This window comes from Halodesulfovibrio aestuarii DSM 17919 = ATCC 29578 (genome assembly GCF_000384815.1).
In the GTDB taxonomy this organism is placed as follows: domain Bacteria; phylum Desulfobacterota; class Desulfovibrionia; order Desulfovibrionales; family Desulfovibrionaceae; genus Halodesulfovibrio; species Halodesulfovibrio aestuarii.
The window spans coordinates 479152-492938 of sequence record NZ_ARQF01000021.1 but is presented as its reverse complement, the minus strand read 5'-3'; the positions used below and the strand labels follow the sequence as shown (position 1 = coordinate 492938).

Sequence of the window (13787 nt, the reverse complement as noted above, 5' to 3'; positions counted from 1 at the left end):
TTCAGAAATCGAGATAACAACGTATCTAGAACGCTCTTATTCTGCGTGCTGAAGTAAAACTTCATCTCGACCATCAGTCTCTTCAATTAACACATCAACCTGTTCTGTACGTGCTGTTGCAATCTGCTTACCCACATAATTTGCCTGAATAGGTAGTTCACGATGGCCGCGATCAACAAGCACCATCAACTCTATACGGCTAGGTCTGCCATAATCAAGGACAGCCTCCAACGCTGCACGGACAGTTCGACCGGTAAACAACACATCATCTATCAACAAGAGTACCTTGCCATCTACACTGGAGGGGATATCGGTCTCGTTAATCATGGGTTGCACATCCAAAGTTGTCCAGTCATCACGATACAAGTTAATATCCAACGAACCGGACTCCACAGTTTTTTCCAACTGCTCTTCCAACACAGTACGCACACGTGCTGCAATATCAACACCTCTTCTCTGGATACCAACCAGAACAAGGTTTTCGCATTCACCATGATTTTCTATAACCTGAAACGCGAGGCGGTCTATAGTGCGCCGCACTTCGTCTTCAGTCATAACAGTTTTCACATTTCCCATATATGTATCCTTTGTTCTGCTTTCTTCCATGAAAGATTAAGACTACATCTTATCTTTTTTCTTGCATAAAAGAAACATACTCCACGTGCTTTCTGCAACCCACCCCACGGGGACATTGCCACCTTTTTTGTTACCCATAGGAGCTGGTTGACATTACCTACATGAACCTTATTTTTATGGTATAGCTATTGGCAATCAAAACAATCTTCTCCCTCTCGTACCTGCCCCCCAATTACTAAAAGCTCTGTTTATGCTACCATGAAATCCTGAAAAACAATTCTCGAGTTTTCTATTCTCGTTGAAGCATACAGACAACTACGAAGCATACGTAAAACAAGTAGAGAACCAAGTACTTCACATCTGAAATTCCGATACACAAAATCCATTTCTATTGACAAAGCCGATAACTACCTTTACTTGATAAGAACAACCTACGTGGAGGAAATTCAATGTTTACATTGACTGAAAACGCCCACAAAGAACTTGCGGCGTACTTTGCTGATAAGGAAAAATCTCCTATCCGCATCTATCTGGCTCCGGGCGGCTGAAGCGGCCCAAGATTGGCATTGGCTCTGGATGAGCCAAACGAAGAAGATTCCGTATTTGAAGAGAAAGATTTCACTTTCTGCATTAATAAAGACCTCATTGAAAAGTCTGGTAAAATTACCATCGACCTTTCTTACATGGGCTTTGTTGTTGAGTCTGAGAACCCTCTTGGCGGCGGCAGCTCTTGTGGCAGTTGTTCCTCCGGTTCTTGCGGCTAGACGATCTTAGCTTATAAAAGGCGGCTTCATCTTGAAGCCGCCTTTTTTTGTCGTCTGACCTATAAATAAAACTGATAGAAAGAAGGTATAGCACAGAAGCTCTATCTATCCATCACACATCTATTTGACTTTATTTCTCGCCGATGAGTAGTGTTTCAGCATATAAAATTCGGAGGAACACATTATGTTCACAATGACTGACGATGCTCGAAAATCACTCGATGCGCATTTTGAAGATAGAGAACTTGCATCCATTCGCATTTATCTTGCTCCAGGCGGCTGCAGTGGCCCTAATCTCGCACTGGCAATGGATGAACCAAACGACGACGACACTGTTTTTTCCGCTGATCCATACACTTTTTGTATTAACAAGGATCTGCTCGACAAAACAGGCGCTCTTACTGTAGACATCCGCTATCAGGGCTTTGTCATTGAGTCCGAGAATCCACTTGGTGGCGGCGGCGGTTGCAGCAGTTGTGGCGGCAGTTGCGGCTAGGCAATCAAACCATTCTGAGCGGCTTCAAATGAAGTCGCTTTTTTTATATGTACAGGAGAACTACCATGACATTCAAAGAATCTGTATTGTACGCAATCAAGGTTGCACATAAAGAAAAAAAAGAATTTGTGGTAGGCAAAGAAGATGGACGATGGGAAGTTCGTGAACTGGCTGATCCTCGTTCCGACCAGATGTACCCGAGCATTATCGTCACCGGCAAGGGTATTAAATACCCTGATGATGAATATCTCTACGCACAGCTCATTAAAGAAGGCGCATAGAAAGCCTCTTTTAAACAACCTGCACCGCAACAAATTATCTATGGCCGGCTCGTCGCCTCAAGAAGGGCTGTCCATTCGGAACAATCACAAACGCCGCATTGTATTTTTGCAAGATCAGCTTCACCTTCAGGATGTATACCCGCGATGGCATCACGCAGTGCTACCACACGATAATCATGGGCTGTTGCTTCATAAATAGTTGTACGGACACAGTTAGCGAACCATGTTCCGGCAATAGCAACTGTGTTTACGTTCTGCTCCCGCAGAATTGCATTTAGCTTCGTATTATAGAAACAGCCCCAACGCGGCTTCCACAATATCTGTTCATTTGCTGAGATCCGCTGCGGTTCACCTGTCAGAAGTAAATCACCATCTGCAACAACCCCTTCCGGAATTATATCAGCTACAGGCTGCATCCCTTCAGTACCGGAAAGTACCAATTGCACCCCATTCTCTACAGCCTCACGTCGACACACGTCCACATTAGATGCGTTATCTTTTGTAGAATACACACGGATGACATGAACAATAGGTAACCCATGGTTACGGTAATAGCGCACCATTTCACCAGCCATAGCAGCAGCCCGTGCTGCTCCTTTTCCTTCAGCAGGAGCTCCAGATAGAACAAAATCATTTTGTAAATCAATGGTAATAAGAGCGCTCTGCGTTGGCTCTGGAAGAGTGTATTTTGAGAAATGACTGAACATGATGACAACATCCTTACATATGCATTGATTCTAACAGGAGAGTTATATCCTGAAACACTTTCTGGATAACTTCCCGAAAATAATAATTTTTAGTCCCAATTCGGTCAAGGCATTGTCCTCTTGACGTATGCACATAGTGCCCCCTACTCATATACTTATAGAAAGTTAAAAAGGGTGTGCAACTGTCTGATTATTAGAACAAAAAAAAGCCGCACACTGTGCGGCTTTTTTTTATTATTGGACTGCTTATTTTTTAAGCCATGGCATCATACCACGAAGGCGTCCGCCGACTTCTTCAATTTGGTGAGCAGCTTCAAGACGACGAGTAGCAGCAAAGAACGGATAGTTTGCCTGAGACTCAAGGATGAAGTCACGTGCAAAACGACCTTTTTGAATATCTTCCAGAACTCGTTTCATTTCTTTTTTGGTTTCCTCGGTGATAATACGAGGACCAGTTACATAGTCACCATACTCTGCAGTATCGGAGATGGAATTACGCATGTTGGCAAGACCACCTTCATACAGCAAATCTACAATCAGTTTTGTCTCATGCAAACATTCAAAGTATGCAATTTCAGGCTGGTAGCCTGCTTCGCACAGAGTTTCAAAACCGGCTTTAATAAGAGCAGAAATACCGCCACAAAGAACTGCCTGTTCACCAAAGAGGTCTGTTTCAGTCTCTTCAGCAAAAGTGGTTTCGATGATACCGGAACGGGCGCCGCCAATGCCTTCAGCGTAAGCCAAAGCCTTCTCCTGTGCTTTGCCTGATGCGTCTTGGTGGACAGCAAACAAACAAGGAACGCCACCACCCTCGGTGTAGGTGCGGCGAACGAGGTGACCTGGGCCTTTCGGGGCTACCATAAATACATCAACGTCTTTCGGGGCTACGATCTGAGCAAAATGAATATTAAAGCCATGTGCAAAGACAAGTGAGTTGCCAGCATTGAGGTTCGGCTTAATGTCGTTCTCAAAGACAGCAGACTGGTACTGATCGGGGAGTAGGATCATAATAATATCTGCCTGTGCAGATGCATCTGCAGCAGACATCGGCTCAAAGCCGTCAGCTTTAGCTAAGTCGTAGTTTGCTCCGCCAGGACGCTGCCCGACAACAACATTAACACCAGACTCGCGAAGGTTCTGAGCATGTGCATGCCCCTGGCTGCCGTAGCCGATGATTGCTACAGTCTGATCTTTCAGGATTTCCAAGTTGGTGTCCTGTTCGTAATAAACCTTCATCTCCACTCCCTGCCGTGCTTTACACGGAACATATGTTTAGGTTGCAGTTGTATATAAAAACCCCCGCCTGAGGGTAATCACAAGCGGGGGCATGCCAAGCAAATGATTCTTATTTCTCAGGTTGCATGGAACGTCGCAATGCGACAGTACCAGTACGTGCAATTTCTTTAATGCCAAAGCGTTCTAGCAGGGCAATGACAGCCTCTACTTTACCATGATCACCAATGACTTCCAGTGTTAGTTCATCTAGACTGACATCAACGACCTTGCATCTAAAAATATCTGCAATACGTAAAATTTCTGCGCGATTAGATTCTGTAGCATTGACTTTAATCAATGCCATTTCACGCTCTACAGTTGTGCTGTCCTGCATATCAGTCACTTTAATGACTGTAACAAGCTTGCGCAGTTGCTTTACAATCTGCTCAATAATCTGCTGATCACCGCTTGTAACAATGGTCATCAACGACACACCCTCTTCAAGCACGGGCGCAACATTCAGAGAATCGAGGTTAAAGCCACGCCCGCTGAACAAACCGGAAATGCGGGACAAAACGCCCGGTTCGTTTTCTACAAGAACGGATAGTACATGTCTCATAACTCAATCCCCTACACTAGCAACATTTCTTCAAGAGAGGCACCCGCAGGAACCATTGGATACACATTTTCTTCTGCCTCAACGCGCACGTCCACTATACATGGCAGCGGTGATTCAAAAGCAGTCTTCAACGTCTCTTTCAGTTTAGCAGGATCAGTTACTCTGTACCCTTCCGCACCGTACGCTTCTGCAAGCTTAACAAAATCTGGCTGTGCATCCATACAGGTTGAACAGTAATTTCTATCATAGAAAAGTTCCTGCCACTGGCGAACCATTCCGAGGAAACAATTGTTCAACACAACGATCTTAACTGGCAATTTATGACTAACGGCCGTCATAAGTTCCTGACTATTCATCTGAATAGAACCATCGCCAGCAATATCAATTACTAGTTTATCCGGGAAGGCCATTTGTGCACCAATAGCTGCTGGAAAACCATAGCCCATGGTGCCAAGACCACCTGATGTCAGCAATGTTCGCGGCTGACGGAATTTATAAAACTGCGCTGTCCACATCTGGTTCTGCCCAACTTCAGTACTGATGATGGCGTCACCTTTGGTCAACTCAAAAATTGTTTCAACAACATGCTGCGGTTTCAGAGAATCTTCTGTGAGATATCTCACAGGGTGCGTAACAGCCCATTCTCTGATCTGTTTGTTCCATTCACCGTACTGAGCGGCCCAGTCAACATCGGCAAACTCTGTTTCCTGCACTTTAATAAGCCCCTGCAATGCAAGCTTGCAGTCTCCTACTATCGGTACTTCCACTTCAACATTTTTACGGATTGAAGTTGGATCAATGTCGATATGGATAATCTTCGCCGCAGCCGCAAAAGAGGACAGTTTACCTGTCACCCTGTCATCAAAGCGTGCTCCCACGGCCAAGATAACATCGGCATTACTTACAGCCTTGTTTGCCGCATACGTACCGTGCATGCCGAGCATTCCAAGCCATAATGGGTCATCGCCAGGAAACGCCCCTAATCCCATCAAGGAACCTGTTACCGGCACCTGCATAGAACGGACAAACATTCCCAACTCTTCAGCAGAATTTGAAGAAATAACACCACCGCCAACAAAAATCAGCGGGCGCTTTGCTTCGCTAAAAAGTTCAACAGCCCTTCGTACCTGATTATTGTTCGGTTTATACGTTGGGTTGTAACTACGCATCTTAATACGTTCCGGATAATGGAACGCGTGCATCTGGTTCTGAACATCCTTTGGAATATCAATGAGTACTGGTCCCTGTCTTCCGGAACGAGCCACATGAAATGCTTCCTTGATAGTCGCTGCAAGTTGAGACACGTCTTGCACCAAGTAATTATGCTTGGTGCAAGGACGTGTTATTCCTACAATATCAACTTCTTGGAAAGCATCGTTTCCAATAAGAGGAGTTGGAACCTGACCTGTTAGAACCACAAGCGGAATAGAGTCTGCATACGCAGTTGCAATACCGGTAACAGTATTAGTTGCCCCCGGCCCTGAGGTTACAAGGCATACACCGACTTTGCCGGTAGCTCTTGCATACCCATCAGCTGCGTGTACTGCCCCCTGTTCATGGCGAACCAGCACATGCTTCAAATCGTGGTGGTTAGATAGTTCATGATAAATATCAAGAACTGCACCGCCCGGATACCCAAAGAGAACATCAACATTCTCTTTTTTCAAACTCTCTAACAGGATTCTGGCCCCAGAATACTCCATTTACATCTCCAATTCCCTGTACCGATCAAGCATTATTTGTATTTTAGTCTTACCGTCTAATTTTTGCTTCTTAAGCTCTTTTAAGGAAACTTTTTCCTGAGGTGTTAAGATTTGCTTGCTCTTTAGCTTGTCTAACCGCTTTTCAAATAAGATGTGCTCATCCCAAAGCGCCTTGAGGTTCTCATCATGGGGCAAGTGTTTCTCGAGTAATTCTACGTCACGTACTTCCATGATTGCTTCTCCTTTTTTGGAGGTTATAGGCAGTCTTATCGGTTAAAAACTACCCATAGGGATTGAAGACCGTCACATCCACGAGTAACGGGATTCATGTATATTGTCAGAGTGTCCAGGACACTCGTAACAGCATTCCCAAGCGTTACTATTGAGCTTTTTTTGTGCTTAATCGGTTTTGTAGGTTAATTCTTCTACTGTTTCCAACTCTCCTGCTGCGAATATTCATCAGGTTTTTATGTCCTGCCGCCTTAATGGTGCTAAAGCAGTCTCTTTTCGTCTCCAACCATGTCGCTGTCAGGCGCATGGTTAGCTCTGACAGGGACTGCCAGGCTAGTGAATAGCTCCGGCAAGTTGGTACATGGAACGGATAACAAAAATCTGTGCAAACTGAATTGCAAGCAGCAATACAACGGGAGATAGATCTAGCCCGTTGAAATACGTAAACGGCAACCACTTACGAATGCGGTAAAATGCCGGTTCTGTAAGATTTCTTAGTATGCGCACAATCGGGTTATACGGATCAGGATTGACCCATGAAAGAAGTGCAGAAATAATAACGACCCAAAAATATATGCTTAAGATTGCGTTTAGAACTTCAGCAATCCCTACTACAAAATTCATGGCAAAAATCTCCATTAAGCCTCCGGTTACACTTCCGAGATAAATCATCTCGGGGAGTTCCACTAAGTTCTACTTAACCATTATGACGGATTACTTATCAAGTAAAAAGTTACGAAATTGGTAATTTTTTTTATTTTTTTGTAAATACTCTATTATCTGGAGCCGTTACACCAATCAACAAGAGTCTGCTTAACCGTAGCAAAATCGTCGATATGAATGCCTCGTAACGTTGCGTTTTTATAGGCCCAAAAGGAAATCCCAGCCCGTTTAGCCGCTTCTTCGTCAACAATACTGTCGCCAATAAACACAACTCTATCTGAAGATTCGTTCCACACTTTCATAATTTCAAGTGCCCCCTCAGGATGCGGTTTGCATTCTACCTTGGCTGCAGTCATCACAGGATAGAAAAAACTATCCATATTATGCTGTTCCAACACCATTTCCATCGTGTCAGAACGGTTTGTAAACACCGCAAGTTTGATACCTAACTCTACAGCTGTTTCCAACAACTCATACAGCCCTGTTTCCGGTGTCATAAGCGGCAATACAGTCTTGATATAACTAACTTGCTTCTGTGCCGCTGGAATAAGAGGATGTTTCTCTTTCGGCACAATTGCTTCGTAAAACCCCATCACAGAGGAATAATGCGCCACATCTTCCTGTTCTTTGGTCAACGGAGGCATGCCTAATACATCAAGTACCTGATTATAGTATCCAATATTACAGGCGCGTGTGTCAAACATCACTCCATCACAATCGAATATAAGACCACCAAGCCCGTTAGGAAACATGTCGTCTAATAATTCTGGCGTAAAATTCATTCTCGCTATGTCCGCTTTTTCGTAATTTCCAAGCAGATGACAACACCCTTTGAATGCAAGTTGAAGTCGACCTATTTATAAATCAGAGTCGTAACAAAGCTAGCTACATACTTTAATTTGGCTTTACAAAAAAGGCCAGCCAATCATACGCAATGTCCTGCGCCTTACACAATAATGCTCCTAAAAAGAGCGCAACAGGGGGTAGTTCTGTCATCAGCTTATTACGCTACTGTAAAAATTTCTAACGTACGGTTAAGGCTGTCTCTACCTTCCGGCGCACGAGTGTGTCCCAATAACGCATATGCCTTGACAGAATATAACTTCCAGCCATGCTCCTGAGGGAGCACGAAGCCATATTCTTCAACGGTTACAGAGTCTGGTGTAATGTCCTTGCCAATATCGGCAACCACATCAACAAGTTCTTTCTTTACCGCAACAAAACGAGCACAGGCCGGTGCAAATTCAATAATAGCACCTGCAACTGCGCGCCAAGGCACTCCCAGATCCTCTTCCACATCTCCCTGCAAGGTCAGCTTTGGCTCAATCCCCGGGAGTTCTTCCAGATCATCCTCATCTGTGATACCAAGAATGGCATCCATATTGGCGCTGGATGTCGTAAATTTATCTTTTAAAGCCGCAAGTTCGGCAACACGGCTTTCCATGTCCCATGCAAGCAACAAGGTCTTTTGCGCAGCGATACGCACCTGCAATCCTGTATCAACCACAGGCTCATCTTTTTCTACTGGTACAAATTTACCTGTAGCTACAAAGGAGTCCAGCTCTGCAAATTCATCTGCAAGAGGTTTAGGAGTCTCCTTTTTTGCAAACCGTTCTGCAAGCACCACACCGGACATATCACGGGCACTATGAAAAGAAAGCCCATATTGAAGCAAGTCATGCAACTGCCCGCGAGCTTCTGCCGGGTTCATCGGAAGCTCCGGCGATACAAAAAACAATGTACCTGTGGCTTCTCGCAACCCCGGAGAACAGAACTGAATTCCTTCCGGTAATGCTGTAGTCACATGCTGCGGCTGCACTGCCGGCATAACGAGAGTAACTTTTTTCGATTCTGATGCGCTCATTAAGTCACCTAATTATCGCGAACACCCAGAGGCTGTTCCAGAGATTTGAGAATGTTTGTACCGGCGACAAACGCCGGCACAAACAGGCAATTTCAATATACAGATCAGGTTCAACTCGTAACAGCAGTCAGTAAGGTTATCACCACCTGCGCACTGCTTACACATATCAGAACAATAGGCTGAACACAGCGCACCCGCCGGAGGCAACTCTGCCTCATGCGACTCCCACAACCTTGCAGCCCGATCATCATCCAAAGAAAAACGATCAGCACGGTCAACGAACTCGTCGTATTCCTGCATAAAACGAGTAATCTCTGAACAAGTCCACTCAATGTGATCCCCAGGGTTTACATGCTCTTCATACAAACAATGTCCTTGCTGGTAGAAAGCGCAATGAACTCCTGGTAGTTTTTGAACCTGAGCAACCATAACTAACCTACAACAAGGTCGTACGGCCACAACTCCATTCCGCCATCAAGCACGTAAAGGCTTGTTGCACCGAGCCCATAAAGATAGCAGGCAATAGAGTATGGAATATCTGAGTCATGGCTTACAATTACCAACGGAGTAAAGCGCGGCACTTCATCCTGCAAACGCTTTTTAAGCTGAGTGAACGGAATATTGTATGCGTCTTCAATATGCCCGGCGCGCCATGCAATCTGGTCTCGCAGATCCAAGACAAAGAACTTTGCCCCCGCTTCACGCGAAGCAATCAGTTCATCAGGGGTAATACCGAAAATTCGCTCTTCAAGCTTGTTTGAAAGCATTGAAGCAGCTTTATTCAACATCATACCACCTGCGACCATGTCAACACAGGACAATGTCTGTACGGTCATATTGCTGGCAAGAGCAACCGCTGTACCAGCAGCTACCCCATCAATCCATCCGGCATCAAGCGCACCGCATGCCTGTGCACCGAGCACAATGCCGCTTGCCTTGTCACATACAAGTTTAACAACAGCTTTAGCGTTAATACCAGCCAAAACAGGAGTAGCATTAAAGATTACAAATTCAGGTTCGTATCCGGCTTCTACAGCTTCTTTTTGGGTAAGTCCTGTACGGAAAGCAGCACAATCTGCTGCCTGATAACGGGAAGAGGCACAACTACCGTTCCATGTTACCGGCTGTTCCAAAGCAACAGAGCTTAACACCCGTCCGTGAGTAATAAGAGACCCCACAGAGCTTGCTTCAAAAGGAGCATTGGATTTGCCCGTTACTTCTGCACGTTTTGCAGCAACGGCTGAACCGAAGAGATAAACATCTTCAAGTCCGCAAGAAAAATCTTCGTTGACTGCGATAAAACCGGAAGGATCAAGGTCAACACCCTGCTCTGCAACGATAGGATGGACAGCACGAGGGGTATCTGCCCAGAAGAATACGTCCCCTTCAACAACTTCAGAACCACAAGCTAATGCTCGGACATCGCCCTCTGCATTTAATTCGGGCATCACAGCTGTTTCTGTCATAGGAACAACACGCACCTTACCTTCTGCACCCGATTCAACTTTGTTGCTCACGATATGCCAGAATTCCGGATCAAACTCTGAACACTCTGAACGTGCCCACGTTACAGACACTCCGGCTTTGAGAAGCGGATCAATAAGGGACATAGCATGAGCACCGCCATATACAACGGCTGTCTTCGGATCGTAACTTTCCAGCCATTCATCAACAAGGCCCGCTTGCTCAAGCGGCCAAGGAATTACATTCTGTGCGCCACGAATAGCGCGAGGCAATCTTGGTGCCGCATCAATTTCCATAATCAACTTTGTATAGCGAATAGGAATACAGCCTTGCGGAGAAGAAGCGTGAACAGTTTTATTTTCGAAATCCAACTCCATTGAGGCCATTGGAAGCACACTGATCTGTTTAGCATCAAGCAAAACAGAAGAAACATGTGCCATTGGGTTGCATTTTCCGAATATCCCCTCTTTGGAACCTTCTTCAACTTCAATAGGAACAAGTAGATTTACTTCAGCAGACGGAGCCTGCCTTTTAATCCGCGCTGCGGTCTTTGCACCTGCAAGACCTGAACTGATAATGACAATACGTTCCATTTTAAAACTTCCTCTTTTCTTATAAACTTAACAAACAGAATACTGCCTTTTTTCCGTTTGTTAATCGACATATTACGGGAGCCGACACAAGAACAACCCCTTGACCTGTTTGCCCCCCGTGTGTATAGCGGCAACATATCCTATGGAGGGAACTATGTTCGGTATCGGTATTCCAGAATTATTAGTTATTCTCGTCCTTGTTCTGCTCGTTTTCGGAGCCAACAAGCTTCCAGAAATCGGCGGAGGACTTGGCCGTGCCATTAAAAATTTCAAAAAGGCTACTACAGAGCCTGATGAAATTGATGTCACTCCAACTTCCGAAAAGAAAAAAGACGAAGAATAGCAAGCTTATTCAGCTTACAAAAAATCCCGAGGTACTCAGTACTTCGGGATTTTTGTATTTCATAAGAGCCTACTCGGCTGCTGGCTGAAAATCGTATGTCAGCCCGCGTCCGTTAACATATTCAGATAATTTGGAAAGAACCAGATCGATATTTTTTGACGTTACAACCCAACGAGCCGCCACAGAGTCAGACTGAATCACTACCGCTTCCAGTCGTGCGCCTGACGCAGAGCCTACCCAACCTCGTAATACCCGATCGAAAGCTTCTACCCCGTCTGGGAATAACCAGCCTCGAACCTGCAACACGCCTTGTCGAGAATTTCCTATGGGCTGCGGGCTTGCACTTTGTGAAAAATATTTTCCCCACACAGTATGCCAAGCCGCATCTAAACTCTTAGATTGAGCAGTAATAGGAGCACCCGCACCCTGCAACGACAATTCCCAATGATCTCCAACCGTATTCATTACAAGAATGAGTGAGGAATTATAATCAGGACGCAAGCCGTACAGCTGGTGAAGGCGGCCTAACTTTTCCCATGTCTCACTCTGCACACCTGAGTATTGGGGATTGTACACAACAGGAGCGGTTCTGGTTTTAAAAAATCCAAGACGCTTTATGAGAGATGTTAATGAAGAACGGTTTACAGAAACTTCAACAGACATTTCCTGTCCATATCCATCCGCCATATGAGTAGAACCTAACTCCCGATAGCTCAAAACATATGTTTTTGCTTTTGGAGACAGGAACTGACGCAGTTCTTCTTTACGTACATCCGTAATAGGATAGCCAATAACTTCCAGCGATTCATCAAACACAGCATTTATAAATGCAGCCTGTAACGCAGCAGAACGGGAACGAACTGCGTACGCGCCTGCCTCAGCACCTTCAGGTACTGATTCATACCAGACAGATTGAGCAACGCGAGCCTGAACAAGCGAACTGAACATAAGCACAGTTGCCAACGCTATACCAACGAGTACTAATTTTTGTTTCATCATATTAAATCTACTGTATGCCTTACAATTTCAGTTGTCCAAAGGTACTGTATCATGCTGCAAAACACCAGAGTTTTATATATACGAAAAAGGCCGGACACCCAAACGGAGTCCGGCCTTTATTGCAAAAACTGGAAATTTCAAACGGGTTATGAAAAAACCACATCAACCTGTTCAACTTCCTGGTCATCGCGCTTTTCAATGCTGCCGATAACCCATGCATCCTGATTCATTGCTTCGAGACGGGACATAACATCGTCCTTATCGTCAGCGTTCACAATAATCGCATATCCGATACCACAGTTAAAAATCTGCAGCATTTCCGGCCAGCTCAAATCACCCTGCTCTTTCAACCAGTTAAATACTGGAAGCACATCCCATGAGCCAAAGGAGATAGAAGCGCGCACGGAAGAATGAAGCACGCGAGGGATATTGTCGTAGAAGCCACCGCCGGTCACATGCACCATGCCTTTGAGATTAAAATCTCGCATAAGCACGCCTACTATTTCTGTATAAATGGCGGTAGGTTCAAGCAACACATCAGACATTTTTTTGTCTGTACCCGGCATGATATCATCACCGGAGAGCCCGCTTTCTTCAAAAAGTTTACGTACGAGAGTGTATCCATTTGAATGGATACCAGTAGAACCAAGACCGATAATCGCATCACCTACACGAATATCAGACCCATCTACGATATTGGCATTATCCACCATGCCAACACAGAATCCGGCAAGGTCGTACTCACCTTCTTCATACATATCAGCCATTTCAGCTGTTTCTCCGCCCAGCAGAGCCATCTTGGACATACGGCACCCCGCAGCCACTCCGGCAACCACCTGCTCGGCTTTATCTACATCAAGCTTACCTGTGGCGAAATAATCAAGGAAAAAGAGTGGCTTTGCACCCTGAACCAGAATATCATTAACGCTCATGGCAACGAGGTCGATACCTACTGTATCATGTTTGTCGAACATGAAGGCCAGCTTGAGCTTAGTTCCAACACCATCGGTTCCGGACACGAGCACAGGCTCTTCCATACCCGACAGATCCGGTTTGAATAAGCCACCGAAGCCACCAATATCAGAAAGTACACCTTTCGTATGGGTATCGGCTACAACGTGCTTAATTCTATCAACAAGGGCGTTTCCTGCATTAATATCAACACCTGCTTCGGTATACGCTCTTGAACGATCTTCAGACATTATCTGCTCCTTGATACTAGTATGATAACAAGATCCTTCGGGAAGCCCGTACATAGGCTTTTACGAA

The 13787-nt window shown here is 45.2% G+C and carries 17 protein-coding genes; 4 read left to right on the top strand and 13 right to left on the bottom strand.

Annotated elements, in window-relative coordinates; genetic code table 11:
- Nucleotides 1-36 precede the first annotated feature (36 nt).
- On the bottom strand, nt 37-576 hold the full coding sequence (pyrR, locus tag F461_RS0113125; protein WP_020001617.1) for a bifunctional pyr operon transcriptional regulator/uracil phosphoribosyltransferase PyrR: 540 nt from the start codon (nt 574-576) through the stop codon (nt 37-39).
- Between the two features lie 449 nt (nt 577-1025).
- Here pyrR and F461_RS19415 point away from each other — a divergent pair, with 449 nt between their 5' ends.
- From F461_RS19415 to F461_RS0113105, 3 genes are all read left to right on the top strand, one after another.
- Entirely contained in the window at nt 1026-1340 is a 315-nt protein-coding gene (locus tag F461_RS19415) for an IscA/HesB family protein (protein WP_178337368.1), read from the top strand.
- Nucleotides 1341-1524: 184 nt separating this feature from the next.
- Complete coding sequence (locus tag F461_RS0113110; RefSeq protein ID WP_020001616.1) at nt 1525-1836, top strand: IscA/HesB family protein; 312 nt, start codon at nt 1525-1527, stop codon at nt 1834-1836.
- A gap of 65 nt (nt 1837-1901) precedes the next feature.
- The gene (locus F461_RS0113105; RefSeq protein WP_020001615.1) at nt 1902-2117 is read left to right on the top strand and encodes a hypothetical protein; all 216 of its coding nucleotides are present in this window, start codon (nt 1902-1904) and stop codon (nt 2115-2117) included.
- 38 nt (nt 2118-2155) lie between these two features.
- On the opposite strand, the gene F461_RS17910 is transcribed toward F461_RS0113105, so the two are convergent.
- From F461_RS17910 to F461_RS0113055, 10 genes are all read right to left on the bottom strand, one after another.
- Nucleotides 2156-2824: a cysteine hydrolase family protein gene (locus F461_RS17910; protein ID WP_020001614.1), complete on the bottom strand. Its 669-nt coding sequence runs from the start codon at nt 2822-2824 to the stop codon at nt 2156-2158.
- Between the two features lie 246 nt (nt 2825-3070).
- Entirely contained in the window at nt 3071-4060 is a 990-nt protein-coding gene (gene ilvC, locus F461_RS0113095; RefSeq protein WP_020001613.1) for a ketol-acid reductoisomerase, read from the bottom strand.
- Between the two features lie 109 nt (nt 4061-4169).
- Entirely contained in the window at nt 4170-4658 is a 489-nt protein-coding gene (gene ilvN, locus F461_RS0113090) for an acetolactate synthase small subunit (RefSeq protein ID WP_020001612.1), read from the bottom strand.
- 11 nt (nt 4659-4669) lie between these two features.
- Nucleotides 4670-6361 carry a biosynthetic-type acetolactate synthase large subunit gene (gene ilvB / locus F461_RS0113085; protein ID WP_020001611.1) on the bottom strand — a complete coding sequence of 564 codons (1692 nt, stop codon included), beginning with the start codon at nt 6359-6361 and terminating at the stop codon, nt 4670-4672.
- A complete protein-coding gene (locus F461_RS0113080) occupies nt 6362-6592 on the bottom strand; it encodes a hypothetical protein (protein ID WP_020001610.1) in 231 nt (76 codons plus the stop codon).
- Between the two features lie 333 nt (nt 6593-6925).
- On the bottom strand, nt 6926-7231 hold the full coding sequence (locus F461_RS0113075) for a YggT family protein (RefSeq protein WP_020001609.1): 306 nt from the start codon (nt 7229-7231) through the stop codon (nt 6926-6928).
- 137 nt (nt 7232-7368) lie between these two features.
- Nucleotides 7369-8037 carry an HAD family hydrolase gene (locus F461_RS0113070; protein WP_020001608.1) on the bottom strand — a complete coding sequence of 223 codons (669 nt, stop codon included), beginning with the start codon at nt 8035-8037 and terminating at the stop codon, nt 7369-7371.
- 221 nt (nt 8038-8258) lie between these two features.
- Nucleotides 8259-9119, bottom strand: a complete 861-nt coding sequence (locus F461_RS0113065; protein WP_020001607.1) for a hypothetical protein — start codon at nt 9117-9119, stop codon at nt 8259-8261.
- Nucleotides 9120-9131: 12 nt separating this feature from the next.
- Entirely contained in the window at nt 9132-9548 is a 417-nt protein-coding gene (locus tag F461_RS17905; protein WP_020001606.1) for a hypothetical protein, read from the bottom strand.
- Between the two features lie 2 nt (nt 9549-9550).
- Nucleotides 9551-11176, bottom strand: a complete 1626-nt coding sequence (locus tag F461_RS0113055) for a rhodanese-like domain-containing protein (protein ID WP_020001605.1) — start codon at nt 11174-11176, stop codon at nt 9551-9553.
- A 154-nt stretch (nt 11177-11330) separates the two neighbouring features.
- On the opposite strand from F461_RS0113055, the gene F461_RS0113050 reads away from it, so the two are divergent.
- Complete coding sequence (locus F461_RS0113050) at nt 11331-11519, top strand: twin-arginine translocase TatA/TatE family subunit (RefSeq protein ID WP_020001604.1); 189 nt, start codon at nt 11331-11333, stop codon at nt 11517-11519.
- A gap of 69 nt (nt 11520-11588) precedes the next feature.
- Here the strand turns inward: F461_RS0113050 and F461_RS0113045 are convergent, their stop codons facing one another.
- Nucleotides 11589-12518: a hypothetical protein gene (locus F461_RS0113045; RefSeq protein ID WP_020001603.1), complete on the bottom strand. Its 930-nt coding sequence runs from the start codon at nt 12516-12518 to the stop codon at nt 11589-11591.
- A gap of 146 nt (nt 12519-12664) precedes the next feature.
- Complete coding sequence (gene purM, locus F461_RS0113040; protein WP_020001602.1) at nt 12665-13720, bottom strand: phosphoribosylformylglycinamidine cyclo-ligase; 1056 nt, start codon at nt 13718-13720, stop codon at nt 12665-12667.
- Between the last annotated feature and the right edge of the window lie 67 nt (nt 13721-13787).

Bases quoted from the DNA above. Each gene is read 5' to 3' on its own strand.
- pyrR (WP_020001617.1), bottom strand. From the start codon at position 576: ATGGGAAATGTGAAAACTGTTATGACTGAAGACGAAGTGCGGCGCACT.
- F461_RS0113110 (WP_020001616.1), top strand. From the start codon at position 1,525: ATGTTCACAATGACTGACGATGCTCGAAAATCACTCGATGCGCATTTT.
- F461_RS0113105 (WP_020001615.1), top strand. From the start codon at position 1,902: ATGACATTCAAAGAATCTGTATTGTACGCAATCAAGGTTGCACATAAA.
- F461_RS17910 (WP_020001614.1), bottom strand. From the start codon at position 2,824: ATGTTCAGTCATTTCTCAAAATACACTCTTCCAGAGCCAACGCAGAGC.
- ilvC (WP_020001613.1), bottom strand. From the start codon at position 4,060: ATGAAGGTTTATTACGAACAGGACACCAACTTGGAAATCCTGAAAGAT.
- ilvN (WP_020001612.1), bottom strand. From the start codon at position 4,658: ATGAGACATGTACTATCCGTTCTTGTAGAAAACGAACCGGGCGTTTTG.
- ilvB (WP_020001611.1), bottom strand. From the start codon at position 6,361: ATGGAGTATTCTGGGGCCAGAATCCTGTTAGAGAGTTTGAAAAAAGAG.
- F461_RS0113080 (WP_020001610.1), bottom strand. From the start codon at position 6,592: ATGGAAGTACGTGACGTAGAATTACTCGAGAAACACTTGCCCCATGAT.
- F461_RS0113075 (WP_020001609.1), bottom strand. From the start codon at position 7,231: ATGGAGATTTTTGCCATGAATTTTGTAGTAGGGATTGCTGAAGTTCTA.
- F461_RS0113070 (WP_020001608.1), bottom strand. From the start codon at position 8,037: ATGAATTTTACGCCAGAATTATTAGACGACATGTTTCCTAACGGGCTT.
- F461_RS0113065 (WP_020001607.1), bottom strand. From the start codon at position 9,119: ATGAGCGCATCAGAATCGAAAAAAGTTACTCTCGTTATGCCGGCAGTG.
- F461_RS17905 (WP_020001606.1), bottom strand. From the start codon at position 9,548: ATGGTTGCTCAGGTTCAAAAACTACCAGGAGTTCATTGCGCTTTCTAC.
- F461_RS0113055 (WP_020001605.1), bottom strand. From the start codon at position 11,176: ATGGAACGTATTGTCATTATCAGTTCAGGTCTTGCAGGTGCAAAGACC.
- F461_RS0113050 (WP_020001604.1), top strand. From the start codon at position 11,331: ATGTTCGGTATCGGTATTCCAGAATTATTAGTTATTCTCGTCCTTGTT.
- F461_RS0113045 (WP_020001603.1), bottom strand. From the start codon at position 12,518: ATGATGAAACAAAAATTAGTACTCGTTGGTATAGCGTTGGCAACTGTG.
- purM (WP_020001602.1), bottom strand. From the start codon at position 13,720: ATGTCTGAAGATCGTTCAAGAGCGTATACCGAAGCAGGTGTTGATATT.